We start from the raw sequence: 26119 nt of genomic DNA on the forward strand, positions 1-26119 counted from the left end.
ATTAAGCTTATAGTTTTTAAGAATAATATAATAAATCTTTAGGTGATGTTATGGAAAGATTTAAAGATATAAAAAATTTAGGGAAGTTGGTTAGGTTAGAAAGAATTTTCAATAAAGAGAGTGAGAGAACTGTTATTGTCCCTATGGATCATGGAGTTTCTAATGGTCCAATAAAGGGATTAGTGGATATGAAAAAAACAGTTAATGATGTTGCTGAAGGAGGGGCTAATGCTGTCCTCTTACATAAGGGAATTGTTAGACATGGTCATAGGGGATATGGCAAAGATATAGGTTTAATTATCCACCTATCAGCTGGAACCTCCATTTCTCCAAATCCTTTAAAGAAGGTTATAGTTACAACAGTTGAAGAAGCCATAAGAATGGGAGCTGATGCTGTCTCTGTTCATGTTAATGTTGGTTCTGATGAAGACTGGGAAGCTTACAAAGACTTAGGTTTAATTGCTGAAACCTGTGAATACTGGGGAATGCCATTAATAGCCATGATGTACCCAAGAGGAAAACATATAAAAAATGAGAGAGACCCTGAACTTGTTGCCCATGCTGCAAGGTTAGGAGCTGAGTTAGGAGCTGACATAGTAAAAACAAGTTATACAGGAGATATAGATAGCTTTAGAGAAGTAGTTAAAGGTTGTCCAGCTCCTATAGTTGTTGCTGGAGGTCCAAAAACAAGAACTGATGAAGAGTTCTTACAGATGATAAAAGATGCTATAGAAGCTGGAGCTGCAGGAGTAGCTGTAGGAAGAAATATATTCCAACATGATGATGTAGTTGGAATAACAAGAGCTGTTTGTAAAATAGTTCATGAGAATGCTGAAGTTGAAGAAGCCTTAAAAGAGATTAGGAAAAAATAATTATTCTAAAAATCTCATTCCACATCTTCTACCTCTTCCTCTACCTAAACCTCTGCCTCCTGGATCAACTCTATGTATAAACTCTTCTGAAGCTCCACAGTAAGGGCATGAGGAAGGCTTAGGAGTTCCATAGGGAACTTCAATAATATTTTTGCACTTAGTACAGATAAATTTTTTCATTGTTAATCCCTTTTTTCTCTTTTTAACCTTTCTAACTCAGCCTTAATTTTCTCAATCTCTTCCTCTAAGGCCTTTTTCTCATCAATTAACTCCTTTAAGTAACTTTCTAAGTAGTCTATATCATAGTAATATATGTCCCAAGCATGAACTACTCTTCCTCTATCATCTACATAGTAAGCATGAGGACCAAATCCACATCTACATGGGCCTATGTATCTAAACCCTCTTAATAACCTTCTCCACCTTCTTCCAAACATTCCTATCACCTTTTCCTTTTCTAATTATGTCACATATGTGTAATAATATATAAAGTTTTTTATTTTGTTAGTTTGAATATTTAAAATTTACAATAAAAAAGCTTATTAATAAAGAATTTTTATAATAGTGACTTAAAAACTAACTTAAGGGAAAAGAATGAAGATTAAGCTAAATGCCATAGAAATTTTAGTTATTGTTGCAATTCTTATAACTTTGTCAGCTTTCACCTATAAATTTCTATTTCATAATGAGAAATATGTGTTTTCTGGAGATGAGATGTATAAATGTGCCTGGATGTGTAATAAAATATTAGGCCAAGGATTTCCCTTAAATGCTACAGTCATAGGAGTTTGGACAAAAAGTAAGGAAAAGTTTAATGGGACAGTTGAGATTTACTCAGCAAGGGGAGGAACATTATATGCCATCTATAACAACAGTCCAATAACCATAGGTGGAAGATTAGCTTATAAAGAAGATGTAGCTGCTGAAAAAATTATCTTAAAGCCTATTGGGAAGAAAATAGATATTTATGAGTTAGAACCAATTGAGGGAAAAGATCTTAGAGAAGTTATTAATAAGATAGAGAGCTCAATCAATGAAAGTAACATTTTAGCAGTAAAAATTAGTGGAACTATTGGAATTAACTCAAAAACTTACAAACCAGCTGATCAAATTGAGCTATTGAATAAAGTTTATATAGAAAGTTTAAAAGGAATGAGAATTCAATTTTTAGACAATGGCTTAATAGTTTCTGGAACTTACTATTTAGAAGGGTTAAAAGAGCTTAGCAAGTATGTAAATGCCTCAAAAGTAGTTACAAATAGATTAAAAATTTATGTCATAACTAATTAAAGGGAAAGAGTGATGATAGAACTAAGCCATCTCTTCCTATTGATTTCTTGTATTTACTTAATATTTTCAAATGTTTCATTATATGCTTTTTTAGCATTTCTCTCTTCAGCCATAATTTTCTACATCTCATTTAATATTGGAAAAAAATTTTCTTTTTTAGTTAAGGTAAAAGAGCTTTGCAATTATAAAAGAGATGAGAAAATTGGATTAATATTAATGGTTATAGGAATTATATTTTTAGTTCTTGACCTACTTTGGGTTAGAGACATTCCTCTTTTTAACCCAGAGGTTAGGAGATTTTTAAATGTTGGCTTTACATTAATCTCAAGGTTTTTTATCTTAGGTTGGGCAATATACTTAGCCTCTTCAAATTTAGATAAGAAGAGAGCTATAATATATACATTAATTTTTTCAGCAATGGTCATGTTAATTGGCTATAGGACAAGTGTTATAGTCCTCTTAATATCATCAATCTTTGCCCTATACTACAAAGGAGAAATTAAAAATAGAGAGTTGTTAGCTCTATTCTCTATTGTCTTCTTAATCTTTTTATTAATGTCTATTATAAGATTGATGGTTTTAAAGGTTTCAGGAAATCCTATAATTTCAAGGATCTCCTTAACCATGAGTGTCTATGATATAATCTTTAACTACTTTAATGGATCATTTAATTACTATCTACACTACTCAGCAATCCTCTCCTATTTAGGTTTGGCAAAGGCTCCAAGGGCTGTTATAGCTAACTTCTTAGGGATTTATGGAGTAACTATAACCCCTACAGTTGTAGGAGCAGTTGTTGGGGACTATGGAACCTTAGCCATAATCCCATATTTTGGAATATTGGGGATGTTTTTAGGCTTTTATTATATGATTGCCAAAAAATTGAAAGGAATCTATTTAGGAGTTTATAGTGTTTTGGCTGCTTATACTTTGGTTAGTATAGAGAGTGGAATCTTAGACTTAGATGTCATTTTCTACTACTTCTTAGGGTTGTTATTATGCATCTATGCAATATTATCAAGAAAGTTAAGGAAGTAAATATTTATCATCCTGTTTCAATTGTGATCCTTGGACATTTAGCTTTAATCATCTTAGCCCTACCATTTATTTACAAACTTGGTTTTATAAATTTGGCTAAGATAATTCTAATTTTATCTCTATTTATTTTCTTCTTCTCTCTTCCTTTTTTATTTAAGGAATACTTTAAATTTAAAAATAATAGGTTTATTTTACTACTTTCTTATACTTTTTTAGTGGCTTTCTCATTTTATGGAGCTTATAAAGTAACTAACTCTATAGCTTTATCTATAGCCTATGTTATCTTTATTTTAATTATTTTAGAAATTTTTTGTAAATTTTATAAGAATAAGTACTTTACAGACTTCCTTTTCTCCCTTGGAGTTCTATCTTTCTTATTAATTATTATAAAGTATGGAGGAATTCCACTATTTGACTATAAAATAAGGATGGCTATCAACTTAGAGCCTTTAAGATTAATAGCTATGGGATCTCTAATCTATGGAGGAATTGAAAAGAGGAGTTATTTTTTAATTGCTTTCATCTTACTTTCTTTACTTGGCTACAAAGCAGGGATTGTTATGCTCATCTTCTCCTACTTAGTTTATAAAAGGATAGATATTAAAAAAGCTCTTATAATTTTTTTATCTTTAATCCTTTTTTTGTCAGTTATTAGTCAAGTTATTTTATTAAGCTCTTCCCAAACTTGGAAATATAAATTCCTTACTCTCTTATCCTATAGAGCTTACTTTGACCTAATGGTGTTCTCAAAGATTATTAATAGTAATCTTATAACCTATGGAAGCATTATTTTTATACCAAATGGAGAGGCTAAGGTAGGAGAGTTATTATTTAACTATAGCCATAATTTTACAACCACACTTTTTGGAACTGTATATCTGGACTTTAGCTTAATTGGCTTACTCTTCTCCTTATTCCTTGGAATTGTGTCAAAATATTTATATAAAGGAGATTGGAAACTCTATTCTATCTATGCCTCTCTACTTTTAGCATACTGTGATATTGGCATTAACTATGGTTTTTTAGTGGTTCTCTTCCTATTGATGTGTGCCAATGCAAAAATAAAAATGAGGGAGCTTAAATGAAAGCTCTATTTATATATCATGAAGGGAACAAGATTATGGAAAAGTTCTACAACAACTTAATTAATGCTCCAGACTTCTGTAAGATATGTGAAGATTGTTACAACTGTAGGGGAGATTGGAGTTATAAGAATTATGTTGATAAGATGATTATAAAGAAAGCTGATGAAGAGTTTATAGATGAGCCTGAGGAATACTTTGAAGATGTGCCTAAGGCAGAGTATTACATAGCTCAGCTACATGAAGATCTTCTTTACCATCTTGCTCATCTCATTGAAGGGAAAGCTTTAATTGTTCCTTCAGAGAGCCCTCATGATTTATCCTTAGGGATGAGAAGAGAGTTAGAAAAAATTTGTAAAGAGAGAGGGATTATTTTTAAAAATCCTAAGCCCTTCTGCTCCTTAGAAGGGTTGGATGAATTCACCAACTTCTTTAAGATTGGAAAGCCAAAGGTTGAAGTAATTGTTGAAAATGATATAATAAGGAATGTTAAAGTTCTTGTTTCTTCTCCATGTGGGGAAACTTATTATATAGCTAAGAGGCTAAAGGGGAAGAAGTTGGATGAGATGGATAAAGAGATTGCTGATGCTCACCATAACTATCCATGCTTAGCTAGTATGGAACTTGATAAAGAGCTTGGAGATACTATTTTACATAAAGCTGGCTATATAGCAAGAGAAGCTTTTAAATTAGGCTAAATATTCTAAGGCTTTTTCTGTCTTTTTATCAAATAAAATTACTCTATCTTCTCTAATAATTACTGTAACCTTCTCTCCAAAATTAAATTTCTCATCTTCTGAAGTAAGGACTTTAATAAATGTATCTCCAATAGATATAGTTACTATCTGCTCTTTACCAAGAGGTTCAAAAGAATATATTTCTCCATATATTCCATTATTAAATGTTCCTTTTATTATATTTGCATCATGAGGTCTGAATCCAAGAATAACCTTGTTTATATTAAGTTTTTTAATAATTCCTTTATAATGTTGAGGTAACGGAATTTTGTTATCATTTACTATTAAAAAGTCATTTTCAACATTAGCCTCAATGAAATTCATAGGAGGATTTCCAAGAAATTTTCCAACAAATTTATATTTAGGTTTATAATAAACTTCATATGGTGATCCTATCTGAAGAATTTTTCCTTTTCTAATAATAGCAATCCTGTCAGCCATTGCTAAAGCTTCAGCTTGATCATGCGTAACATAAACAGTGGTAATTCCCAATTCTTTTTGTAGTCTTTTTAATTCAGCTCTAACTTCAATTTTAAGTAAAGCATCTAAATTACTTAATGGTTCATCTAACAATAAAACATTTGGTTCTTTTACTAAAGCTCTTGCTATAGCCACTCTTTGCTGTTGTCCTCCACTTAACTGATGTGGGTATCTATTGAGAAGGTGATCAATTTGAAGCATTTTAGCAATTTCCTTTACCTTTTTTTCAATTTCTTGTTTTGGATATTTTCTTAATTCCAAAGGAAATGCTATATTATTAAAAACTTTCATGTGAGGATACAATGCCCAATTTTGAAAAACTAACCCTATATTTCTATCTTTTGGAGGCAATTCTGTAACATCTATGTCATCAAAATAAATTTTGCCACTTGTTGGTTTATAAATTCCTGCTATTGTATATAATAATGTAGATTTACCACTTCCAGAAGGTCCCAATAATGCCATGAATTCTTTATCACGAATCTTTAAATTAATATTATCCAAAGCTGTATATCCACTAAACTTTTTAGTAATATTTTCTAAAACAATTTTAGTCATATTCTCACCAAAAAATTATTTACCCTTTAACCCCTCCAGAATAACTTTTTAGTAAAAGTTTTTGGGCAATAATGAAGAATACTATAGTAGGTAGTAAATATAATGTACCAACAGCTGCTATTAATGGCATTTGGGAAAATTCGACATTTATATTAGATTCAATAAAGGTCGCTAATGTTTGATCAAATAAGAAAGTTCTTACGTAAATAATATCTTCCCACCCTGCTAAAAATGCAAATAAAGATACAGCAAGTATCCCAGGTTTAACAAGTGGAAGCATAATCTTCCACCAAATTTTAATTCTTGACGCTCCATCAATCACTCCTGCCCATTCAAGTTCCCACGGAATATTATCAAAAAACCCTTTCATTATCCAAACTGACATTGGGATTTCAAGAGCAGCTCTTGCTAAAATAACGTATATAAAAGAGTATACTCTAATTAAATCATAACTTTTTGGTAAAGTTAAAAAATAAAGCAAATATACCCCAATAATTAATGCAACTCCTGGAAAGGCATGTAAAAGTAGTAATAAAATCATTAGTTCTTTCCTACCTTTAAAATCCATTCTTGATAGAGAATATGCAGATAAAGTACTTACAAAAGTCACTACTATAGAAACTCCTAAGGCAACTATACATGTATTTAAAATAATACTACTTATATCATTTTTAATCCCTCCTAATGTAGATAGATTCCCTTGAAAGATCATTATCCAGTTTTTTAGAGTAAAAGAAAATGATGTAAAATCCAAATTTGTAATCATATGAGTACTAAAACTTGATAATATAAGTAACAAATAGCCTAATATTATAGGAAAACTTAATATTAATAATATCAATATAGTAATATATGTATATTTCTTTTTTCCTGTTTCAATATCTCTCATTTATATCTCTCCTTTTGGCTTTTTCATCATTTTATCAAATTTTAAAACCTTTAAAGTTATAATTCCACCAATAATGCCTATTATTGAAAGAACTACCGCAGCAGCAGAAGCTAAACCCTGATCTAACACTCCTTTTCCAAATGCTGTATTAAAAACATATAATGCAAGGGTAGTTCCATAGCTATTATCCACTAAATTCCACTCAACAAGTAAGAAGATATGGGAATATGTTGTTAGCAAACTTAAAAACTGCCAAGTTAACACATAAAGAAGATGCCATTTTATTAAGGGAATTAATATTTTTCTTGAAATGTCCCAAGTTGAAGCTCCATCAATTCTTGCAGCAATTATAAGTTCTTTTGGAATTTGATTTAATGCTGAAGTAAAAACTATCATTCCAAAGCTTATTCCAACAAGACCATTTACAAAGATAATTATAGTCCAAGCTCCCCAGGGAATTATTTGCCCCCAAGGAATAGGATTGGAAATAATTCCTAATTTCATTAAAATTGAATTTAATGTTCCAATTTTACTACCATGGAAAAAATAATACCATATTAAACTATAAACTGCAATTGGTGTCATTCTTGGAAGTAACCATAAAAGTCTAAAAAAAGATCCAGATTTTTCATCTATAAAATATGTAAATAATGATAATAGTAATCCACCAAAGACATTAATAATAAGTGTAATTCCAATAAACACTATTGTAGTTAAAATAATAGCTTTAAATGTTGGATCATGTTGGAACATGTAAAATAACTTTTCATAATTGAAAAGTCCTACAAAATTATTTAAATATTTTTCAACATTCCAATTTTTCATGTCTGTAAAACTTATGTATATGGTTATAAGTAAAGGAATAAGATAAAATAACATAATCATTATTATCATAGGAAAAAGAAAAAAGGAAAGAGTTTTTATTTTTTCTCTACTATTCATATCCTATTCCCCAAAAACTTGTTATTGTGGAAATTTCCAGTTTTTAGGAACTTTTCCTATAATTTCAGTATTTTGTTTTAGATCGGGATTAGCATTAATTTTTTGTATGATAAATTCTATAGCTTCTTTAGGAGTCATTTCTCCTCTAAGAACCTTATCTACAGCTGTAGTAAATATATCAGCTAATGCTGGGTATTCAGGATGTGAAGGAGCGAAATGAGTGTAGTTTAACATATAAGTTAAACTAGCTAAGAATTTAGCATTAATTGGATTGACTGTTCTTTTAACTATGTCTTTTATGGAATTTTTGACCTCTGGACTAAAATTAATGTCTAAATTTTTAACTTTATTTATCCAGTTATCATTCTCTAATAATTTTGCAGCTTTTTCTCTAATTGGTAAATGAGCACTAATTATACAATGGATAGCGTTTATATCAGGATCATTTGCCTTTAAGACCATTAAGAAAGCTAACTTTTGATAAACATCTTTTAGTTCATTATACTTACTATTTTCCTCACCAACTTTAGAATTTATCATCCAAACAAATGGTTGGCTAAGTGTTACAGGTTTACACCCTCTTTCTCCTGCTGGGAAGAGGGAATAGCTAAACATATTTCTCAATTCTTCAGCGGTAAATGGCTTGCCAACATAATTTTTAGTTTGCCATTCTGCCCAATTCCAAGAACCTCCTATCCAGAATAATGTCTCCCCTTTAAGTACTGTTGGATGGATTTGCTTTCTCCAATCCCATACCATCATATCTTTAGGAATTAACCTATCTCTAGCAAACTTCCATTCTACATATAACCATTTGTAAACCGCTGGAACATCTAAAACCAATTTATTATTTTTCTTGTCATAGAGGGTACCATTAAAAGCATAAATAAATTGTATTAAATCTGGATGAGCTGAACCTTTTCTATGTAAAATACCCCATTTAACTAAGCCCATATTTTTAGCTTTTTTAGCATAGTTATAGATATCACTCCAAGTAATTTTACCTTCTTCAACTTCTTTTGGGAAGTTTTTAATATCAATACCTATTTTCTCTGCAACTTTTTTATTAATATATAATGGCCTAACTTCTGTATCTTGTGGCAGTGCATAAAATTCTCCATTGTATTTACAAACTTTTAAAAGAACTGGATAATAATCACTTAAATCATGTTCATATTTTTTAACATATTCATTTATATTTAAAATATAACCTTCTTTAGCTAAAATAGGAACGTAAACATAACTATTTACAAAAAAGTCTCCTGCCATACCTAATGGCTGTTTACTCAAATAATCCTTATAAAGATTTTGGAATGAAGAAACATAATAAGTGTCTACCTTAATTTTAACATCTATCCCGTTATCTTCCCAAATTTTATTTATTCTATTTGCAGCCTCTACAATACCATAAACTCTCATAACACTATTTGGATCCCCTGCTCCCCAAACTGAAAACTTTACAACTTTAATTCCATTATTTTCTAAGGTTTTTCCAATATTAATAACATCTTTTTTAAAATTTCCAGTCAATTCAACATTCTTCATGCTGCTTTTGCTGGTAGTTTCATTATTAACACAACCACTAATGATACTACAAATAATCATTCCAATCATTAAGATTACAAATATTTTTACATGTCTCATTACTAATCCACCTTAATATAATTATAAATAAAGTGGTCAATAAATGTATTTGTGTTCACAATATATATACTTTATTTTACTTAAAGATTATAAACCAGAAAAGAAATATCTTTAAATTTAGCTTATTATAAAATAGGGAAACTATGAGGATTAGAGATTTTATAAAAACAAGTGAAGGTTTGTACTTTGCTGTTAACTCCTATGTCCATCCAGAGGATAGAGTTTTTGCCTTTTTAAGATATGTGCCTTATGAGCTTGGGAAACACTACAGTGATGAGGTTAGAGAGATAGATGGAGAGAAGTATGTTAAGCTATCAGATAGTAAAATAGCCTATAAATTCTTAGAGGAGAACTTTAAAGATTATTTATTCTATGATAACTATCTAAATGTTTTAATGCATGCTGTACCTAAAGAAAAGATTGAAAAAGTTTATTATCCAAAGAGGAGGTTAGAGGAAATTATAGAAGAGCCAAAAAATAGGTTGGAGGAGAAGATTAGAAAGTTAGCTCTAATCTTTGAAGATTATGGAATTCCAATGAGTCAGATGGGAGTGACTGGATCAACATTAATAAGGCTAAATAATGAAAATTCTGATATAGACTTTATCATTTATGGTAGCAAGTGGCACAGGTTGGGAAGAGAATACTTAAAGATGGCTGTTGAAGAAGGGAAGTTAGAAAGCCTAAATTTAGAGTTTTGGGAAAAAGCTTATAAAAAGAGGATAAAAGATAATACTCTAAGCTTTGAAGACTTTCTCTTTCATGAAAAAAGGAAGTGGAATAGGGGAGTTATAGATAATACTATGTTTGACCTCCTCTTTGTTAGAGAGTGGGATGAAATTAATGAAAATTATGGGGAGAAAAGATTTAAGCCTTTAGGTTATGTGAAGATAAGAGCAAGAGTTTTAGATGACAGCTTTATCTTTGACAATCCAGCTTTATATATAGTTGAGCATGAAGAAGTAAGAGAAGTAGTTTCCTTCACCCATACTTATGCTGGTCAGTGCTTTAAAGGGGAAGAGATGGAGGTTAGGGGAAAGTTAGAGGAAGTGATAACTAAGGAAGGAAGCTATAAGAGGGTTGTAGTTGGAACAACAAGAGAGGCTTACAATGAATATATAAAGCTGATAAGATGAAGGCTAAGGGAAAGGTTATTTTCTTTGGAGAGCATGCTGTAGTCTATGGCTATACAGCTCTCTCTTTACCAATAAATTTATCCACCAATGTAAATATTAAAAAAAATGATAATTTAGTTATTGAGCTAAAGAATCTTAATAAAAAGTTAGGTTTTGAAGAGGCTAAGAAAGATAAGGACTTTAGATATGTTATTAAAGCTATAGAGCTTTTAAAGGTTAAAGAGCCTTTCTTTTTATCTGTAAGTTCAGAGCTTCCAGTGAGTTGTGGGCTTGGAAGCTCTGCCTCTGTGGTTGTAGCCACTATAAGGGCTTTATCAAAATTTTTTAACCTTAACTTACCTAAGAAAGAGATAGCCAAGCTTTCCCATAGGGTTGAGAGAGAAGTTCAAGGAAAAGCAAGTATCACTGACACTTACACAATCTCCTATGAGAGGGCATTAAAAATAAGAAATAATGAATTTAGTTTCATTGATGAATTTGAAAAAACTGTTAGAGAGGAAAAGTTGTATATAGCTTATGTTGAAGAGAGGGAAATGAAGACAGCTGATCTTATTAAAGTGGTTTCTGAAAAAGAGGAGAAGGAGGAGATTTTTAAGGAGATTGAGGAAATAACAAGGGAAGCCTTAAGCTCAGATGTGGAGAGAATTAAAGAGCTTATGTTAGAGAATCATAAGCTATTAGATAAATTAGGAGTCTCTACAAAAGGGTTAAATAGAGTTGTTAGATTAGCTAAAAAATTTGGTTGTGGGGCTAAGCTAACAGGGGCTGGGGGAGGAGGATGTGTAATTATCTTAGGGGATTTAAATGAAGAAGAAAAAGAGTTAATAGAAAAGATTGTTAAAAGCCTCTACCTTGCATAAAAATGGAGCCTCGGGCGGGGTTTGAACCCGCGACCTCCTGCTTACCAAGCAGGCGCTCTGACCAGGCTGAGCTACCGAGGCACGAAAAATAAATTTAAAAAGGTAGTATATAAATTTTACTACAAATCAAAGAATTTATAGAATTTAATAAATCAGAGTTTCTAAGATAGGATGGCCTAAAGTAATATGAAAAGAGCAAATAAAATTATTAAATTAACTGAGACAGTGTGATTACGATATTCCTTTCTTTATTAGTTCTTTACTACACTCTTTAATTACTTCATAAAACGATAGTCCATATTTCTGGCTTAAATATTCTATGCAGTTTGATACCATTACCATAAATCTAACGAATTCAATGTTACTCTTTTTAGACGTTAGATAGTTTCCTTCAATTTCTAAAATCGATTTGTCCCTTCTATGTTTTTCTTCTATCTTTGATCTCTTCATATACTCGTTTATTATGTTCTCTGCCTTACTTTTTATAGTTTGTAGAGACTAAATACATTAGTTTTCGCTTACGAAGTAAGTGAGCAACGAAATGCGAAGCATTTCGTCTAATTTCTGATTTTCCATTAACACTGCAACGATTTTAACTTTACCAACATCGGGAATATTCACGATTTTAGTAGATAATCTAAACTTTATTCCATTAATAGTCCTTAATTTAAGCTTTTCTTTCTCGAAATCTTTCCTAAACAATTCTTCTATCTTAACCTTCTTACCGAAATACTCAACTATGATGTTTTTCTTAAGTTTACCAATATATTACATTACCTAATTCTTTAGATTTCTTCATAATTTTCTTTGTCGTTACAAAAGTGTCTCCTACAACCGTCCTGATATTTATGTGAGATAGAAATCTAATAATTTCTATGAATATATCTGTAGATTTTTTACTAAGTGGTTTTATTGTGGTGTAAATTGTATATATCCCTTTTTTTTTTCGTGATAAATACAGTAGTTTATTTGTTCTTGATATGGTTTACTATGTCTTTCGATGTAGTTGTGTCTAATACTGCATCCATAAACTTTTTCACTCCATCCTCTTAGTAGTGTTGAATCGATTATTGTAGTGTATTTAAATCTATTGTCATCCAAAATACCGGGAAGGTTAGATAGTTGAGTATATAAATAAAACTCGTCTTCAGATAGTTTTTGTAGGTTTTTAACGATAGTTGTTCTGTGAATTCCCGAGATATGCTCTGAAAATGCTTTGGTAGTTTTTATCGGCGTTAGTATTCTAACCTGTGCGAACTTGGATAACTCTTCTGAACAGTTAAATCCTAACCTATTTATAGAATTAGTTGAGTATACTATTAAGTGCTGTTAGCATGGTGGTTTCACCGTTTTTTTAACGAGTTATTTGAGTGCTACATATTTCTATTTTTTGGTTTTAAAGTTAGTGTTGTTAAATCACACTATCAGTTATATTTAAATTTAATTCTTATTTGGCCATAATTTTTGAATTTGAGCATAAAAATTATGCTTTTTGTATAATTATTATGATGAATCATAAAATTTTAAGGTTAAGCATAATTATTATGATACTTTATAAATTGAAAGAATTAAAGATACAGATATAAAATAGAAAAAAAATAAAGATTAATTTGACTTTTTCCATAAAATATAACCAAGAATTATAAAGATTACCATAACAACTACATATATGTAATAATTTGTTGCTATATTTTCAAATTTTCCTTTTATTATTTTGTTATTGGAATTTTGAATATTTTTATTGTCAAATTCATTCAAATTAGCAATTTTTTTATATGTTCCATTGTTAAATATATATAATGATGAATCATTTCCAATTAAAAGAAATTCTTTCCCATTATATTCTATCTCTATAGGATTTAAACTATCAGTATCTATTTCAGTAACTTTATCATTCTTTAAATTAATTTTTTCAATGCCTAAGATGTAGTTTTTAACTCTGTATTCGTAATTATTGCTCTCTAAATTTGATAAATCTTTAATATCCACTACTTTTTCTCCAATTTTTGTTTCTCTATATTTTGTAATATAAAGAGGAGGCGTTTTATTATACTGCTTATATTTTTCCACGATCTCCTTACTAAGATTATTTTTAACTCTAATCTTTTCTATTTTCAAAATTTCTACAACTGCCTTTTTGGGATAAATTAAATAAATATTATTTCTATCTATTGGAAAAACTTTATATATGCTTTTGTTTAGGTTAATAGTTTTTATTATACTTATATTATTATCCAAAATGTATAATTTGTTCTTGTTAACCCCAATCCACTGATTTCCATATTTATTATAGACAATCTGAGATAATAAATAATTAAAATTTTTAAAATCATAAAAAGTGCCATTGTATTTCACAAAGCATGAAATGTTGTTATCTACATACTTTATACTCGTATCTTTTTTTAAATAACCAACTAAATAATCCCCATTAACATAAATGAGCCAATATTTATCTTTTGAATTGTAATCAAAAGTATAAGGTTGAAGTTCAAAATCATATGTATAATAATCCTTAAAGTGATTAACATATTTGAACAAATATTCTTCTAACTCTAAATTTAGCCCATAAAAACTATCCCCTTTATAAGTTAGCCCATATTTAGATGATTTGTTGTATTTTAATTCAATTAATATTGGCTTTGCCCCCATACCCTCTTTATTATCAAAACATGCCAAAGCCTCTTTGCCATTACTTTTCAAACTGTGATATTTTCCAAAAGGAATCCAAGGATATAGATAAAGCTTTCTATTATTGATATCCAATTTACCTATACGGCATCCATCCCATGCATCACATACAAAATAAGTTTTATTTGCTAAATAAAAACTGTCAATATAAAATAAGTATCCATAATGTTCATTAATTTCACTACTGGTGTATGTTTTATTAAAAAAAACAATATATTTTGGAGTAATATTATATAAAGTTCCATTGTATAGGTAAATGTTATTGTTGTATATGATTACCCAATTGTCTGAAGTGGTTATAAAAATCCTATTACCTGATGCATTTACTGTTATAATTGATAGTAATATAAGAAAACTTAAAAGAATGAATTTTTTTGCCATTATATCACCACTAAAAAAATATAATCATATATAAAATAATTATCTACCATTCTGGACAAGTGTATCTAACTCTATCAATTACTTCCTTTTGTGTACTAAAGTAATATGCTCTCTGTGGCCAAATATCGCCAACTACTGAATCTTTCTGTGCTTTAACATATTCACATGCCCTTGATATTTTATCAGAATCTTTAAGAACTTGATTATCTGCTTCTAATTCAATATATGATACTAAGAGGATGGAGTGAAAAAGTTTATGGATGCAGTATTAGACACAACTACATCGAAAGACATAGTAAACCATATCAAGAACAAATAAACTACTGTATTTATCACGAAAAAAAAAAGGGATATATACAATTTACACCACAATAAAACCACTTAGTAAAAAATCTACAGATATATTCATAGAAATTATTAGATTTCTATCTCACATAAATATCAGGACGGTTGTAGGAGACACTTTTGTAACGACAAAGAAAATTATGAAGAAATCTAAAGAATTAGGTAATGTAATATATTGGTAAACTTAAGAAAAACATCATAGTTGAGTATTTCGGTAAGAAGGTTAAGATAGAAGAATTGTTTAGGAAAGATTTCGAGAAAGAAAAGCTTAAATTAAGGACTATTAATGGAATAAAGTTTAGATTATCTACTAAAATCGTGAATATTCCCGATGTTGGTAAAGTTAAAATCGTTGCAGTGTTAATGGAAAATCAGAAATTAGACGAAATGCTTCGCATTTCGTTGCTCACTTACTTCGTAAGCGAAAACTAATGTATTTAGTCTCTACAAACTATAAAAAGTAAGGCAGAGAACATAATAAACGAGTATATGAAGAGATCAAAGATAGAAGAAAAACATAGAAGGGACAAATCGATTTTAGAAATTGAAGGAAACTATCTAACGTCTAAAAAGAGTAACATTGAATTCGTTAGATTTATGGTAATGGTATCAAACTGCATAGAATATTTAAGCCAGAAATATGGACTATCGTTTTATGAAGTAATTAAAGAGTGTAGTAAAGAACTAATAAAGAAAGGAATATCGTAATCACACTGTCAGTAAATTAAAATAAAAAAATTAGTTTATCTCAAATTTTATTAGCTTCCAAATTGGATGATAAATAGCTTTATAAACCTCTCTTGCAAAGTTTAAGAAGCCAGTGAAGCCAGTGAATGGATAGTTATCCTGTGGAAAGGATAAGAAAGGAATTCCTAATTTAAGGGCTAAGAACTTCTCTTTAGTCCCTCCTATAAAGATGTCTGGCTTTTTGTTTTCCATCATTATCTGTAAATCTACATTAGAGGCATCATCTACCAAAATTGTGTTATCTTCAGCATTTATATAAGCCTCTAAGTAATCCTCTAAGCTTCCAAATTGAGAGCCTATAATGATTGGCTCCATCCCTATATCCCTAAAAGCTGCTGAAAGTAAGCCAATCTTTGACCCTCCCATGAACATGCCAACTTTCTTACCCTCAAGCTTCTCTAAGTAAAATTTAAGCTCTTCTTTAATTTTGTTGTATTCCTCTTTTATCACTTCTACAGCTCTCTCCTCAATATTAAAAAACTTTCCTATCTCCAATAGGGACTTTTGAGTGTTAGAGATTCCAAAAAATGAAACCTTCATTTGAGGAATCCCATACTTCTCTTCCATATAGTTAGCTATATATTTCCCAGTTGACCTACAATGAACCAAGTTTAACTTAGCCTTCTTAGACTCTGACATGCTCTTAAGATCACAATCTCCTGTAAAGGTGCAAATAACCCTTATCCCTAACTTACTTAGTAACTCTTTTATCACTTCCAAGTCATGGGAAACATTAAACTCTCCAATAATATTTACTGTTAATTCCTCATCCTTTGAAATCTTATAAAACTTGTATCTTCTCTTTTTCTTTATTAACTCTTTAGCACTATCTACATTTCTATCAATTAGCCTAAATAAAGCTTTCATCCCTATTTCATGCCCTTTAGCTTGGGAACAGCCAGCAAAGCCAGGAGAATAGACAGGAATTACAGGAATTTTTAAAATCTCTTCAGCTTCTCTACATACAGCCTCTATATTATCTCCATTTAATGCTGTTGGACATGTCAAATAAACAAAAATAACCTCTCCCTTAAGTTCTCTTGCAGCCTCTAAAATAGCTTTTTTTAACTTTTTCTCTCCTCCATAGATAATTTCAATCTCACTTATGTCAGAGCTTGCTATTGTGTAAGTTTTTTTCCTAACAGTTGCTCCATAGTATGCACAACCTATAGGGCTATGAATAATATGAATACTATTCTTTATAGGAGCTAAGATCCACCTTGCTCCATAATAGACACAGCTCCTCTGTGTTATAACCCCTGGAGTAGACCTTGTTCCACACCTTGGTAAGCCATCCTTTTTTAATGTCACCTTGTAAGGAGTTATCTTAAAATTTTCAGAGGCCATGGTTACACCACACAGCTTAGAATCTCAATTAACTTTACATAATCCTTAAACCCTTCCCTTGGTGGGTGTAAAATATATAAAGAGCCTTCTCTGTAAATTTTAATTCCTAAAACTTCTTCCTTTTCATTTGAGAATAGAACTTCATAATCCAAAGTTTCATAGTCAGAAAAGAGTGTTAGAGAATCAACTAAACCAAGCTTTCCATTTTCATCAGAGATATTATAGATATGGCTATATCTCCCAATTAAATCAATATATGGCTTAAATTTCTCATCCTTCACCTTAATATCTTCTCCCTCCTTAACCTTAACTGTAAATTCATCCCTTGTTATGTGCTTCATTAAATAATGCTCTAACACCCTTCCCCTTGAGATATCTTTAAAGTAGGGATCTATAACTACAACATTACAGTTAGGCTTTTCTAAGCACTCCATAATTTTCAAGTCTTTTAAGATGGTTATAACACTGGCTTGATTTGCTGAGTAACTTGTTAAGTCTTTAAAGAAGAGTGGTAAGTAGATGATAGATAAGTTATACTTTGCTATATCTATAGCATTGAAAGGAAGGAACATACAATCCTCAACATTGTAAGACTCTACTCCATCCAACTCTTTCCCTAAAAATAAGGTTTTCATGCTTTTCCACCAATTTAAAATTTTAGGAAATAGGAAAGTTATTTCCTAAGGGAAATAAAAAATTATAGGTAGCTAAGTCTTGGGCTAAATAATGATCTTATAATATTCTTCAACCCCTTAAGTGAGATATTTAAATTTAAAGTTTTAAATTCATAGTCAAAGTGATAGGCATTATAAACCATTATCTTATCTCCAACCTTTATATCCTCTGGAATTGGAATAGAAAGCTCTACTATCTCCTTATTAACCTCTATCAAAGGAATCTTTTGCCCATCTCTAATTATAAATCCTCTAAATATCCCTATCTCTCCATGGCACATGGCTATTCAGCCTCTCTAACTTTAAATAGCCAATTGATTCCATACTTCCTTAGAGTCTCTTTTATAGTATCTATTATATCATCAGGTACTCCATACTTCTTTAGCTCTTCAACATCCTTAACCTCCTCTGGCTTTCCATATCCACTTTCAATTTCATCAATTAAATACCTTGCCACAATTCCAGGGATATTTTCAACCTTAACAGCTTCAAAGAGTATAGCATTCTCATGGGGAATCTCTTTCTTTTTTATGTAAAAGACAATACAATGAAAATTATCACCTTCTACAATGTTCCCATACTCATCATATTTTTTAAACTCCACTATCATACTTTCCCTTTTTTTTTACTGTTGCTTTTGATCCCATGGAACCTGTGTATCTAAGATAGTATTCACAATCTCATCAAAGAATCTTAAGCTTCCCATGTATCCAACTATTGGCCATCTGAAATAGCCAACTCTATCATAGATTGGGAAGCCCATCCTTACTAATCCAATTCCCAAGTCTTCAGCTATCTTAACCCCTCCCCTTGGATGGCCTATTAAGAGATCTACTCCAATCTTTTTAACAGACTTTTCAAAGTCCCATAAGTCAGAGAACTGAACCTCTATATCTACATTATACTCATTTGCTATCTCTTCCATTGCCTTCTTGTAAGTATTTGAAGGGGTTTGAGTATTAACCACCACTGGCTTCATTCCAATCTCACAGCAGAATCTTGAAACAGCTATGACAAAGTCAGGATCTCCAAAGATCCCAACTTTCTTATCCATTGTATAATGGACAGTATCAACAATGGCATCAATTAACTTCCCTCTCTCGTCTAACAGCTTGTCAGGAATGTCTAAACCAGTAACTTTAGCAATATTTATTATGAAGTCATCAGTATTCTTTATTCCAATTGGTAAGCCATAGTAGGCTGGAACTTTATATTTCCTCTGTAAGTAAAGAGCTCCAGCTCCACCAGCATGCTTACAGAGGGCAAAGGTTGCCTTTGCATTGGCAGCATCAACAAATTCCTCAACCTTTGTCCCACCCTTTGGATAGTAAGGAATCTCCTTTATAGGCTCTCTTAAAGGTTGGTATAGAGTTTCACTTATATCAAACAGTATTGAATAATCTTCTCCCTCTTTCAATCCAAACATGTCTAAGATTCTTTTAATTTCTAAGATGTCTCCAGGGTTCACTCCAAAGCCAGGGATAATATTTATCTTATGTGGCTCTTTCTCCTCATCTTTCTTAGCTAAATACTCCAAGAAAGCCTTTGATGCATTGTCATAGCCTTTAACATGGCTTGCCTGATAGGATGGGCAATGAACTGGAATAATTGGAAGCTTAGCCTTCTCTTCTCCAAACTCCTTAGCTATCTTCTTCCTTGCAGCTCTTATAAATGCTTCAATATCATCCCCAATAGTTTCTGAAGAACATGTAGTGACAACAGAGATTAAGTCAGGATCATATCTTGCCACTAAGTTCCTTATCCCCTCAACTAAATTTTTCATCCCTCCATAGACAGCAGCATCTTCATGGAAAGAAGCTACAGCTATGGAAACTGGTTCTCTAAAGTGTCTATTAAATGTATATCTCACATAGGTACAGCAACCCTGTGATCCCTGAACAAATGGGATAGCTCTATGAACCCCAAGGGTTGCCCACATGGCTCCAATAGGTTGGCAAATTTTATTAGGGTTTATTGTTACAGCTCTCTGCTTTTCAACATAGGTTATTCCCATAGATATCACTCTTAATTATTCTTTTTCTTAAATTCTTCAAACTTCTTCTCTCCCTCTTTTAAGATGTCCCAAATTGGATGACAGACAGCTTTGTAAATATCTCTTGCAAAGTTAACAAATCCTCTAAATCCTGCGTATGGCCCTTGTTCATAGCTGTGAGAGTTGATAGTTGGAACTCCATACTTTCTAAATAGATATCTCTCCTTCAATCCTGTAAGCATGAAGTCTGGCTTATACTTGTGAATAGCCTCTTCTAACTCAAGCTCATTAGGAGCATCTATAACCAAAGTTCCCTTTAGCCCAGCTTTCTTTAAATTTCTATTTAACTTCTCATAGTCATCTTCATGGGCAAAGGTACAGCAGGCTACTACAACATCAACTCCAAGCTCTTTAAACATTCTAATCCAGTGCCAAGTTCTTGGTCCTCCAACATAGACTAAGCATCTTTTACCCTCTAACTTAGACTTGTAAAATTCTAACTGTGGCTTAATTGCCTCAACTTCTTCCTTAATGACTTGCTCAACCTTCTCCTTATCTATTCCCAAAACCTCAGCTGTCTTTCTTAAAGCTTCAGCTGTTTGCTCTATTCCAAATAGAGAAACCCAAACTCTTGGGACATTGTATCCATCTCTGATCATTTCAGCAATATAGTTAGCTGATCTTTGACAATGGACAACACAGAGCTTTACATCTGGTAATTTGAAGAGATCATCTAATGATGCATTTCCTGTAAAGACAGCCACAACTCTACAGCCAATTTTTTCAAATAATGGTTTTATAACCTTCAAATCCCAGTCCATGTTATATTCTCCAACTATTGCAATATCATAAGGAGTCTTTTCCTCTTCCTTTAAGCACTTTTCAGGATATTTTTCCCTTGCCTTCCTTAACCATCTGTAAAATTCTGTGTTAAATATATGATGCCCCTTTGATTGAGAACAGCCAGCAAACCCTGGAGAGTTACAGGCAAAGACAGGCTTTTTTATCTTTTCCTCAACCTTTCTTGCCACTGCCTCTAAGTTGTCTCCTATTAAGGCTGTTGGACAGGTGGCATAGATGAAAATTCCCTTAGCCTCTGGAAATTCTTCAGCAGCTTCTATACAAGCCTTCTCTAATTTCTTCTCTCCTCCATAAACTATATCAGCCTCTTGCATATCTGTTGAAAAACAATATCTCCTATGAAGCTCAAAATCTGACAAATTTCTCCTTGTTCCCCAAGTGTAAAAGGCACAACCAATAGGACCATGAACCATATGGATGACATCTTTTACTGGCCCTCCTACAACCCCCCTTGCTCCTGCAAAGGAACAGCCTCTTTCTGTCATATCCCCAGGGATTGTCTTTATATTACATGCTGGAATTATCTCCTCTTCAGGATCATAGATGTAAGTATGTTTCATCCTTTCAGGAATTGGCTTATCACAATCTAATAACACAAATGGCATCCTCTCACCTTTAATTTCCTATGGCTTGCTCTCCAGTCTCTCCTGTTCTTATCCTTATAGCTTCCTCTACTGGTAGAACAAAGATCTTCCCATCTCCATGCTTCCCAGTTCTATTAACCTTCATAATAATTCCTACAACTAAAGGAACATCTTCATCATTTACAACTATTGAGATCAGCCTTTTTGGAATATACTTAATGAATCTTCCTTCCTTCTCTCCCTCTTCAATAACCTTCTTTATATCAACACAGCACTCTGGTAAATTTACATCAACATATCCCTTCTGCTTTCCCCTACCAAAGCACTCTATAACAGTCATTGCTGGAAAACCTACAGCTTCCAATGCTTTCCCTGTCTTAGCCACCATCTTAGGCCTTATTATAGCCATAACTTCTTTCATGAAATCACCAGAAAACTTAAAGTCCTTTTTCTCCTGTTCTAATTGTATAAGCTTCCTCAATTGGCTGAATAAAGATTTTTCCATCCCCAAAGTTTCCAGTATAGGCATTATTTTTTATTATTTCAACAACCTCATCAAGCTCATCATCATTAACCCCTATGAGAAGCATAACCTTTGGCAACTCATCATAAAAGATCTCTCCAACCTTTATTCCTCCCTGCTTCCCTCTACCAACAACATTTATTTTTGTGAAAGAAGGATAGCCTGCTTTCTCTAAAGCATCAACTACATCATCAACCTTCTCTGGCCTGATAATAGCTTTTATTAACTTCACTTACTCCACCTCACAAATGATTAAAAATTAAAAAATTTAAATTTATTTGTCATATAACCCATACTTCTCAACCAACTTCTCCAACTCATCCATGCTTAATGGAGTTGGAATTACAAGTTCATCATTGTCCATAATCTTCTTTCCTAACTTCTTGTACTCTAAAGCCTGTGGATGATCTGGAGCAAATTCAACTACTGTCATCTTGTTAAACTCAGCCTTCTGAACTATATTGTCTCTTGGAATGAAGTGAATAAGCTTAGTTCCTAACTTATCACAGAACTCTTCCATTAACTCTCTTTCTCCATCAACATTTCTTGAGTTACAAATTATTCCTCCTAATCTAACTCCTGACTGCTCAGCATATTTTAAGATACCCTTAGCAATGTTGTTAGCTGCGTAAAGTGCCATCATTTCTCCAGAGGAAACTATGTAAATTTCCTTAGCCAACCCATCCCTTAGAGGCATGGCAAAACCTCCACAGACAACATCCCCAAGGACGTCAAAGAAGAGAAAGTCTAAATCATCTGGATATCCACCAAGCTCTTTCATTAGATTGACAGCAGTTATAACCCCTCTTCCTGCACATCCAACCCCTGGCTCTGGTCCTCCAGATTCAACACAATAAATTCCACAGAATCCTACTTTTCTAACCTTTTCTAAGGTAACTCCTTCTTCTCCTTCTTCTCTCAAAACATCCATAACTGTCTCTTGGGGCTTTCCATGTAATATCATTCTTGTTGAATCCGCCTTAGGATCACAGCCGTGAATCATTCCCTTTAATTTGTAGTAGTATGCTAAAGCTGCTGCTGTATTTTGTGTAGTTGTACTCTTCCCTATCCCTCCTTTTCCGTAAATTGCTACTTTCTTAGCATTTGGGGCAATTTCGTCAAAGCTCATCATCTCACCTATGCTCTTTATGTAGGAAGTAGGAAGCTTATTTCCGAGAGCTAAATAATACTTCTAACTTGTAGTATATAAAACTTTCGGTATTAGGAAACCTATTTCCCAATATAAAGAATGGGCATAAAACCAAAATATATTTAAAAGGACAAGAAAAGAGTAATAAGTTAGGTGAAAATGATGGAGAAGTGGTTACTAAAAAAGAAAACTACATGCTTTAACTGTAAGCAGTATGTTGATCAAATAATTGAGATCTTCTTAAATCAAGCTTTAATTACTTGTTCAAACTGTGGGGCTAAAAGATACTATATTATAAAAAATGTTGGAGTGATGAGTGAAGATATTATAAAAGAGGAGAAAGAGAAAAAGCATAAGTATGAGCCTTGGTTTTTAGAAAAGTTGGCTGTCTGTTTCAACTGTAAAAAGGAGAGTGTACAAGACATTATTTTAACTGAGAGTAAGTTAATAGTTAGATGTAGAAACTGTGGATTCACAAGAATTTATAATTTCCATATATTGGAAATTCCTGAATAAAAAAGTTTATATAGAACTTCAAAGGAATATAATTCATAAAATATGAAATCAGGTGAAATAAATGGTTAAAGAGTTGAAGGTTGCTGAAGCTTATCAGGGAGATGTAGGTAGAGGGATAGCAAGAATTGACCCTTATGTAATGGATGAACTTAACTTAAAACCAGGGGATGTTATAGAAATTGAGGGACCAAAAGGAAAGGCTTATGCTGTAGTTTACAGAGGTTTCTTAGAAGATGCTGGTAGGAATATAATTAGAATTGATGGTTATATTAGACAGAATGCTGGAGTTGGGATTGGAGATAGAGTAAAGGTTAAGAAGGTTGAAATAAAAGAGGCTAAGAAGATTGTTTTAGCTCCAACTCAGCCTATAAGGTTTGGTCCTGGATTTGAAGACTTTGTTAAAAGAAAGATAATAGGACAAGTTTTAAACAAGGGATCTAAATTAACTATAGGGGTTTTAGGGACAGCTTTAACCTTTGTAGTTGTTAAAACTGAACCTAAAGGGCCTGTTAAGGTTACTGAATTCACTCAAGTAGAGTTAAGAGAAGAGCCAACTAAAGAGGTTGAAGAGAGTAGAATTCCAGATGTCACTTATGAAGACATTGGAGGATTAAAAGAAGAGGTTAGAAAAGTTAGAGAGATGATAGAGCTTCCAATGAAACACCCTGAGCTCTTTGAGAAGTTAGGAATTGAACCACCTAAGGGGGTTCTCTTAGTTGGACCACCAGGAACAGGGAAGACTTTATTAGCCAAGGCTGTAGCTAATGAGGCTGGAGCTAACTTCTATGTCATAAATGGACCAGAAATAATGAGTAAGTATGTTGGAGAAACTGAAGAGAACTTAAGAAAGATATTTGAAGAAGCTGAAGAGAATGCTCCTTCCATCATCTTCATTGATGAAATTGATGCTATAGCTCCTAAGAGGGATGAGGCTACAGGAGAAGTTGAGAGAAGGTTAGTAGCTCAGCTCTTAACCTTAATGGATGGATTGAAGGGAAGAGGGCAAGTTGTAGTTATTGGAGCTACAAATAGGCCAGATGCTTTAGATCCAGCTTTAAGAAGACCTGGAAGATTTGATAGAGAGATTGTTATAGGAGTTCCAGATAGAGAGGGAAGAAAGGAGATATTACAAATACACACAAGAAATATGCCATTGGCTGAAGATGTTGATCTTGACTACTTAGCAGATGTAACCCATGGATTTGTTGGAGCTGACTTAGCTGCTCTATGTAAAGAGGCAGCAATGAGAGCTTTAAGAAGAGTGCTTCCAGATATAGACTTAGAGGCTGAAGAGATTCCTAAGGAAGTTCTTGACAACTTAAAGGTTACAATGGATGACTTCAAGGAAGCTTTAAAAGATGTTGAGCCATCAGCAATGAGAGAGGTTTTAGTTGAAGTTCCAAATGTTAAGTGGGAAGACATTGGAGGGTTAGAAGAGGTTAAGCAAGAGCTTAGAGAGGCTGTAGAATGGCCATTAAAGGCTAAGGATGTCTTTGACAAAATTGGAGTTAGACCTCCAAAGGGAGTATTACTATTTGGTCCACCAGGAACAGGGAAGACTTTATTAGCCAAGGCTGTAGCTAATGAGGCTGGAGCTAACTTCATAAGTGTTAAAGGGCCAGAGATATTTAGTAAGTGGGTAGGTGAGAGTGAGAAAGCTATAAGAGAGATATTCAAGAAGGCAAGACAGAATGCTCCATGTATCATATTCTTTGATGAAATTGATGCTATTGCTCCAAAGAGAGGAAGAGATATAAGCTCAGGAGTTACTGATAAGGTTGTCAATCAAATATTAACTGAGCTTGATGGTTTAGAAGAGCCTAAGGATGTTGTTGTCATAGCAGCTACAAATAGGCCAGATATTATAGACCCAGCACTATTAAGACCAGGAAGGTTAGATAGAATCATCTTAGTCCCAGTTCCAGATGAGAAGGCAAGGTTAGACATATTCAAGATACACACAAGAGGCATGTCCTTGGCTGAAGATGTTGACTTAGAAGAGCTTGCTAAGAAAACTGAAGGATATACTGGAGCTGACATAGAGGCTGTATGTAGAGAGGCTGCAATGCTTGCAGTTAGAGAAGGAATAGGAGAGCCTTGGGACATTGAGAAAGATTTAAGAGAGCTAATTAACTACTTACAAGCAATCTCTGGAGCATTTAGAGCCTTAGCTGTTGAGCTTAACAGTGTTATAAAGGCTACTAAGGAAAAGGAAAGTGTCAGTAAGAAAGAGTTTGATGAATTGAAGAGATCATTGGAGAAGATTATTAGCTTATCTGATCCACTAAGAGAGAAGATTGAGAAAGCTGAGAAAGATATAGAAAGCTTCCTTAAGAAAATAGAAGAACTTGATCTAAAACCATCTGAAAAAGAGAATGCCAAGAAGTTAGCTAAGTACTTAAAAGACTTACTTAAAAAGTTAGAGGAAATGGTTAATAGCATAGTTAGCTTAAAGGATAAGATAGCTGGGCTAAAAGAGGATGTAAAGGCTGAGGAGATAAGTGAAATTATAAAGAGTGCTCAAAACATCCTACAGAGATTTGGCACTTCCTTAGATGAGCTAAAGAATGCTCTAAAGGATATTGAAAGTATAAGATTAAAGGCTACAACAAAAGACATTAAAGTTAGAAAAGAGCACTTCATGAAGGCTCTCAAGAAGATAAAGCCATCTGTTAGTAAGGAAGATATGAAGGTTTATGAGAGGTTAGCTAAAGAGTATGGAAGAGCTACAAGTTTAGAAGAGTCTGAAGAAGAGGATAGAGAAGTTATTTAATCCCTTAAA

Annotated in this window: 25 protein-coding genes and 1 tRNA gene; 9 read left to right on the plus strand and 17 right to left on the minus strand. The window is 32.5% G+C overall.

The genetic code is table 11. The features are described from left to right. Positions 1 to 50 precede the first annotated feature (50 nt). Positions 51 to 872 (plus strand): 2-amino-3,7-dideoxy-D-threo-hept-6-ulosonate synthase, encoded by an 822-nt coding sequence (locus METIN_RS00080; RefSeq protein ID WP_013099436.1) that lies wholly within the window; start codon positions 51 to 53, stop codon positions 870 to 872. On the opposite strand, the gene METIN_RS00085 is transcribed toward METIN_RS00080, so the two are convergent. Together METIN_RS00085 and METIN_RS00090 are read right to left on the minus strand one after the other, a co-directional pair. Next, positions 873 to 1052, minus strand: a complete 180-nt coding sequence (locus METIN_RS00085; protein ID WP_013099437.1) for a hypothetical protein — start codon at positions 1050 to 1052, stop codon at positions 873 to 875. A gap of 2 nt (positions 1053 to 1054) precedes the next feature. Continuing rightward, positions 1055 to 1309 (minus strand): hypothetical protein, encoded by a 255-nt coding sequence (locus tag METIN_RS00090; protein WP_013099438.1) that lies wholly within the window; start codon positions 1307 to 1309, stop codon positions 1055 to 1057. 157 nt (positions 1310 to 1466) lie between these two features. On the opposite strand from METIN_RS00090, the gene METIN_RS00095 reads away from it, so the two are divergent. The 4 genes from METIN_RS00095 to METIN_RS00110 are packed head-to-tail and all read left to right on the plus strand — an operon-like array spanning position 1467 to position 4980. Further along, positions 1467 to 2162, plus strand: a complete 696-nt coding sequence (locus tag METIN_RS00095) for a TrmB family transcriptional regulator sugar-binding domain-containing protein (protein WP_013099439.1) — start codon at positions 1467 to 1469, stop codon at positions 2160 to 2162. 12 nt (positions 2163 to 2174) lie between these two features. Further along, complete coding sequence (locus METIN_RS00100) at positions 2175 to 3200, plus strand: oligosaccharide repeat unit polymerase family protein (RefSeq protein ID WP_013099440.1); 1026 nt, start codon at positions 2175 to 2177, stop codon at positions 3198 to 3200. Then, on the plus strand, positions 3161 to 4285 hold the full coding sequence (locus METIN_RS00105; protein WP_013099441.1) for a hypothetical protein: 1125 nt from the start codon (positions 3161 to 3163) through the stop codon (positions 4283 to 4285). The genes METIN_RS00100 and METIN_RS00105 overlap by 40 nt, the downstream gene beginning before the upstream one ends. Next, a complete protein-coding gene (locus METIN_RS00110) occupies positions 4282 to 4980 on the plus strand; it encodes a DUF166 domain-containing protein (protein ID WP_013099442.1) in 699 nt (232 codons plus the stop codon). Before METIN_RS00105 ends, METIN_RS00110 begins: the two co-directional genes overlap by 4 nt. Here METIN_RS00110 and METIN_RS00115 read toward each other — a convergent pair. The 4 genes from METIN_RS00115 to METIN_RS00130 are packed head-to-tail and all read right to left on the minus strand — an operon-like array spanning position 4972 to position 9532. Next, complete coding sequence (locus METIN_RS00115; protein WP_013099443.1) at positions 4972 to 6057, minus strand: ABC transporter ATP-binding protein; 1086 nt, start codon at positions 6055 to 6057, stop codon at positions 4972 to 4974. The two genes, METIN_RS00110 and METIN_RS00115, sit on opposite strands and share 9 nt — an antisense overlap. 19 nt (positions 6058 to 6076) lie before the next feature. Continuing rightward, positions 6077 to 6946 (minus strand): carbohydrate ABC transporter permease, encoded by an 870-nt coding sequence (locus METIN_RS00120; protein ID WP_013099444.1) that lies wholly within the window; start codon positions 6944 to 6946, stop codon positions 6077 to 6079. Then, on the minus strand, positions 6947 to 7888 hold the full coding sequence (locus tag METIN_RS00125; RefSeq protein WP_013099445.1) for a carbohydrate ABC transporter permease: 942 nt from the start codon (positions 7886 to 7888) through the stop codon (positions 6947 to 6949). 21 nt (positions 7889 to 7909) lie between these two features. After that, on the minus strand, positions 7910 to 9532 hold the full coding sequence (locus METIN_RS00130; protein ID WP_013099446.1) for an extracellular solute-binding protein: 1623 nt from the start codon (positions 9530 to 9532) through the stop codon (positions 7910 to 7912). 143 nt (positions 9533 to 9675) lie between these two features. Here METIN_RS00130 and METIN_RS00135 point away from each other — a divergent pair, with 143 nt between their 5' ends. Next, the gene (locus METIN_RS00135; RefSeq protein WP_013099447.1) at positions 9676 to 10668 is read left to right on the plus strand and encodes a nucleotidyltransferase domain-containing protein; all 993 of its coding nucleotides are present in this window, start codon (positions 9676 to 9678) and stop codon (positions 10666 to 10668) included. Continuing rightward, complete coding sequence (mvk, locus tag METIN_RS00140) at positions 10665 to 11528, plus strand: mevalonate kinase (protein ID WP_013099448.1); 864 nt, start codon at positions 10665 to 10667, stop codon at positions 11526 to 11528. The genes METIN_RS00135 and mvk overlap by 4 nt, the downstream gene beginning before the upstream one ends. A gap of 3 nt (positions 11529 to 11531) precedes the next feature. On the opposite strand, the gene METIN_RS00145 is transcribed toward mvk, so the two are convergent. From METIN_RS00145 to nifH, 11 genes are all read right to left on the minus strand, one after another. Further along, positions 11532 to 11609, minus strand: a tRNA-Thr gene (locus tag METIN_RS00145). A 1524-nt stretch (positions 11610 to 13133) separates the two neighbouring features. Beyond that, on the minus strand, positions 13134 to 14597 hold the full coding sequence (locus METIN_RS00150) for a hypothetical protein (protein WP_013099450.1): 1464 nt from the start codon (positions 14595 to 14597) through the stop codon (positions 13134 to 13136). 1083 nt (positions 14598 to 15680) lie between these two features. Continuing rightward, positions 15681 to 17036: a nitrogenase component 1 gene (locus METIN_RS00155; protein ID WP_013099451.1), complete on the minus strand. Its 1356-nt coding sequence runs from the start codon at positions 17034 to 17036 to the stop codon at positions 15681 to 15683. 2 nt (positions 17037 to 17038) lie between these two features. After that, positions 17039 to 17671, minus strand: a complete 633-nt coding sequence (locus METIN_RS00160) for a hypothetical protein (RefSeq protein ID WP_013099452.1) — start codon at positions 17669 to 17671, stop codon at positions 17039 to 17041. Between the two features lie 62 nt (positions 17672 to 17733). Next, complete coding sequence (locus METIN_RS00165; protein WP_013099453.1) at positions 17734 to 17991, minus strand: hypothetical protein; 258 nt, start codon at positions 17989 to 17991, stop codon at positions 17734 to 17736. Between the two features lie 2 nt (positions 17992 to 17993). Further along, a complete protein-coding gene (locus METIN_RS00170; protein ID WP_013099454.1) occupies positions 17994 to 18320 on the minus strand; it encodes a hypothetical protein in 327 nt (108 codons plus the stop codon). A gap of 15 nt (positions 18321 to 18335) precedes the next feature. Beyond that, complete coding sequence (locus tag METIN_RS00175) at positions 18336 to 19724, minus strand: nitrogenase component 1 (RefSeq protein ID WP_013099455.1); 1389 nt, start codon at positions 19722 to 19724, stop codon at positions 18336 to 18338. Positions 19725 to 19735: 11 nt separating this feature from the next. After that, on the minus strand, positions 19736 to 21169 hold the full coding sequence (locus tag METIN_RS00180) for a nitrogenase component I subunit alpha (protein WP_013099456.1): 1434 nt from the start codon (positions 21167 to 21169) through the stop codon (positions 19736 to 19738). Positions 21170 to 21179: 10 nt separating this feature from the next. Beyond that, positions 21180 to 21569 (minus strand): P-II family nitrogen regulator, encoded by a 390-nt coding sequence (locus tag METIN_RS00185; protein WP_013099457.1) that lies wholly within the window; start codon positions 21567 to 21569, stop codon positions 21180 to 21182. A gap of 16 nt (positions 21570 to 21585) precedes the next feature. Further along, a complete protein-coding gene (locus tag METIN_RS00190; RefSeq protein ID WP_013099458.1) occupies positions 21586 to 21903 on the minus strand; it encodes a P-II family nitrogen regulator in 318 nt (105 codons plus the stop codon). Between the two features lie 42 nt (positions 21904 to 21945). Beyond that, positions 21946 to 22800 (minus strand): nitrogenase iron protein, encoded by an 855-nt coding sequence (gene nifH / locus METIN_RS00195; protein WP_013099459.1) that lies wholly within the window; start codon positions 22798 to 22800, stop codon positions 21946 to 21948. A 183-nt stretch (positions 22801 to 22983) separates the two neighbouring features. On the opposite strand from nifH, the gene METIN_RS00200 reads away from it, so the two are divergent. Then, positions 22984 to 23337 (plus strand): hypothetical protein, encoded by a 354-nt coding sequence (locus METIN_RS00200; RefSeq protein ID WP_048203244.1) that lies wholly within the window; start codon positions 22984 to 22986, stop codon positions 23335 to 23337. A 61-nt stretch (positions 23338 to 23398) separates the two neighbouring features. Further along, the gene (locus METIN_RS00205) at positions 23399 to 26110 is read left to right on the plus strand and encodes a CDC48 family AAA ATPase (protein ID WP_013099461.1); all 2712 of its coding nucleotides are present in this window, start codon (positions 23399 to 23401) and stop codon (positions 26108 to 26110) included. Positions 26111 to 26119 lie beyond the last annotated feature (9 nt).

The organism is Methanocaldococcus infernus ME (genome assembly GCF_000092305.1).
Lineage (GTDB): Archaea > AGJL01 > Methanococci > Methanococcales > Methanocaldococcaceae > Methanocaldococcus > Methanocaldococcus infernus.

Coding starts and splice junctions, on each gene's coding strand:
- METIN_RS00205 (WP_013099461.1), top strand. CDS start 23,399: ATGGTTAAAGAGTTGAAGGTTGCTGAAGCTTATCAGGGAGATGTAGGT.
- nifH (WP_013099459.1), bottom strand. CDS start 22,800: ATGAGCTTTGACGAAATTGCCCCAAATGCTAAGAAAGTAGCAATTTAC.
- METIN_RS00175 (WP_013099455.1), bottom strand. CDS start 19,724: ATGGGAATAACCTATGTTGAAAAGCAGAGAGCTGTAACAATAAACCCT.
- METIN_RS00125 (WP_013099445.1), bottom strand. CDS start 7,888: ATGAATAGTAGAGAAAAAATAAAAACTCTTTCCTTTTTTCTTTTTCCT.
- METIN_RS00090 (WP_013099438.1), bottom strand. CDS start 1,309: ATGTTTGGAAGAAGGTGGAGAAGGTTATTAAGAGGGTTTAGATACATA.
- METIN_RS00095 (WP_013099439.1), top strand. CDS start 1,467: ATGAAGATTAAGCTAAATGCCATAGAAATTTTAGTTATTGTTGCAATT.
- METIN_RS00200 (WP_048203244.1), top strand. CDS start 22,984: ATGGAGAAGTGGTTACTAAAAAAGAAAACTACATGCTTTAACTGTAAG.
- METIN_RS00085 (WP_013099437.1), bottom strand. CDS start 1,052: ATGAAAAAATTTATCTGTACTAAGTGCAAAAATATTATTGAAGTTCCC.
- METIN_RS00150 (WP_013099450.1), bottom strand. CDS start 14,597: ATGGCAAAAAAATTCATTCTTTTAAGTTTTCTTATATTACTATCAATT.
- METIN_RS00120 (WP_013099444.1), bottom strand. CDS start 6,946: ATGAGAGATATTGAAACAGGAAAAAAGAAATATACATATATTACTATA.
- METIN_RS00110 (WP_013099442.1), top strand. CDS start 4,282: ATGAAAGCTCTATTTATATATCATGAAGGGAACAAGATTATGGAAAAG.
- METIN_RS00180 (WP_013099456.1), bottom strand. CDS start 21,169: ATGCCATTTGTGTTATTAGATTGTGATAAGCCAATTCCTGAAAGGATG.
- METIN_RS00185 (WP_013099457.1), bottom strand. CDS start 21,569: ATGAAAGAAGTTATGGCTATAATAAGGCCTAAGATGGTGGCTAAGACA.
- METIN_RS00130 (WP_013099446.1), bottom strand. CDS start 9,532: ATGAGACATGTAAAAATATTTGTAATCTTAATGATTGGAATGATTATT.
- METIN_RS00160 (WP_013099452.1), bottom strand. CDS start 17,671: ATGAAAACCTTATTTTTAGGGAAAGAGTTGGATGGAGTAGAGTCTTAC.
- METIN_RS00165 (WP_013099453.1), bottom strand. CDS start 17,991: ATGTGCCATGGAGAGATAGGGATATTTAGAGGATTTATAATTAGAGAT.
- METIN_RS00115 (WP_013099443.1), bottom strand. CDS start 6,057: ATGACTAAAATTGTTTTAGAAAATATTACTAAAAAGTTTAGTGGATAT.
- METIN_RS00135 (WP_013099447.1), top strand. CDS start 9,676: ATGAGGATTAGAGATTTTATAAAAACAAGTGAAGGTTTGTACTTTGCT.
- METIN_RS00170 (WP_013099454.1), bottom strand. CDS start 18,320: ATGATAGTGGAGTTTAAAAAATATGATGAGTATGGGAACATTGTAGAA.
- METIN_RS00080 (WP_013099436.1), top strand. CDS start 51: ATGGAAAGATTTAAAGATATAAAAAATTTAGGGAAGTTGGTTAGGTTA.
- METIN_RS00100 (WP_013099440.1), top strand. CDS start 2,175: ATGATAGAACTAAGCCATCTCTTCCTATTGATTTCTTGTATTTACTTA.
- METIN_RS00105 (WP_013099441.1), top strand. CDS start 3,161: ATGCATCTATGCAATATTATCAAGAAAGTTAAGGAAGTAAATATTTAT.
- mvk (WP_013099448.1), top strand. CDS start 10,665: ATGAAGGCTAAGGGAAAGGTTATTTTCTTTGGAGAGCATGCTGTAGTC.
- METIN_RS00155 (WP_013099451.1), bottom strand. CDS start 17,036: ATGGCCTCTGAAAATTTTAAGATAACTCCTTACAAGGTGACATTAAAA.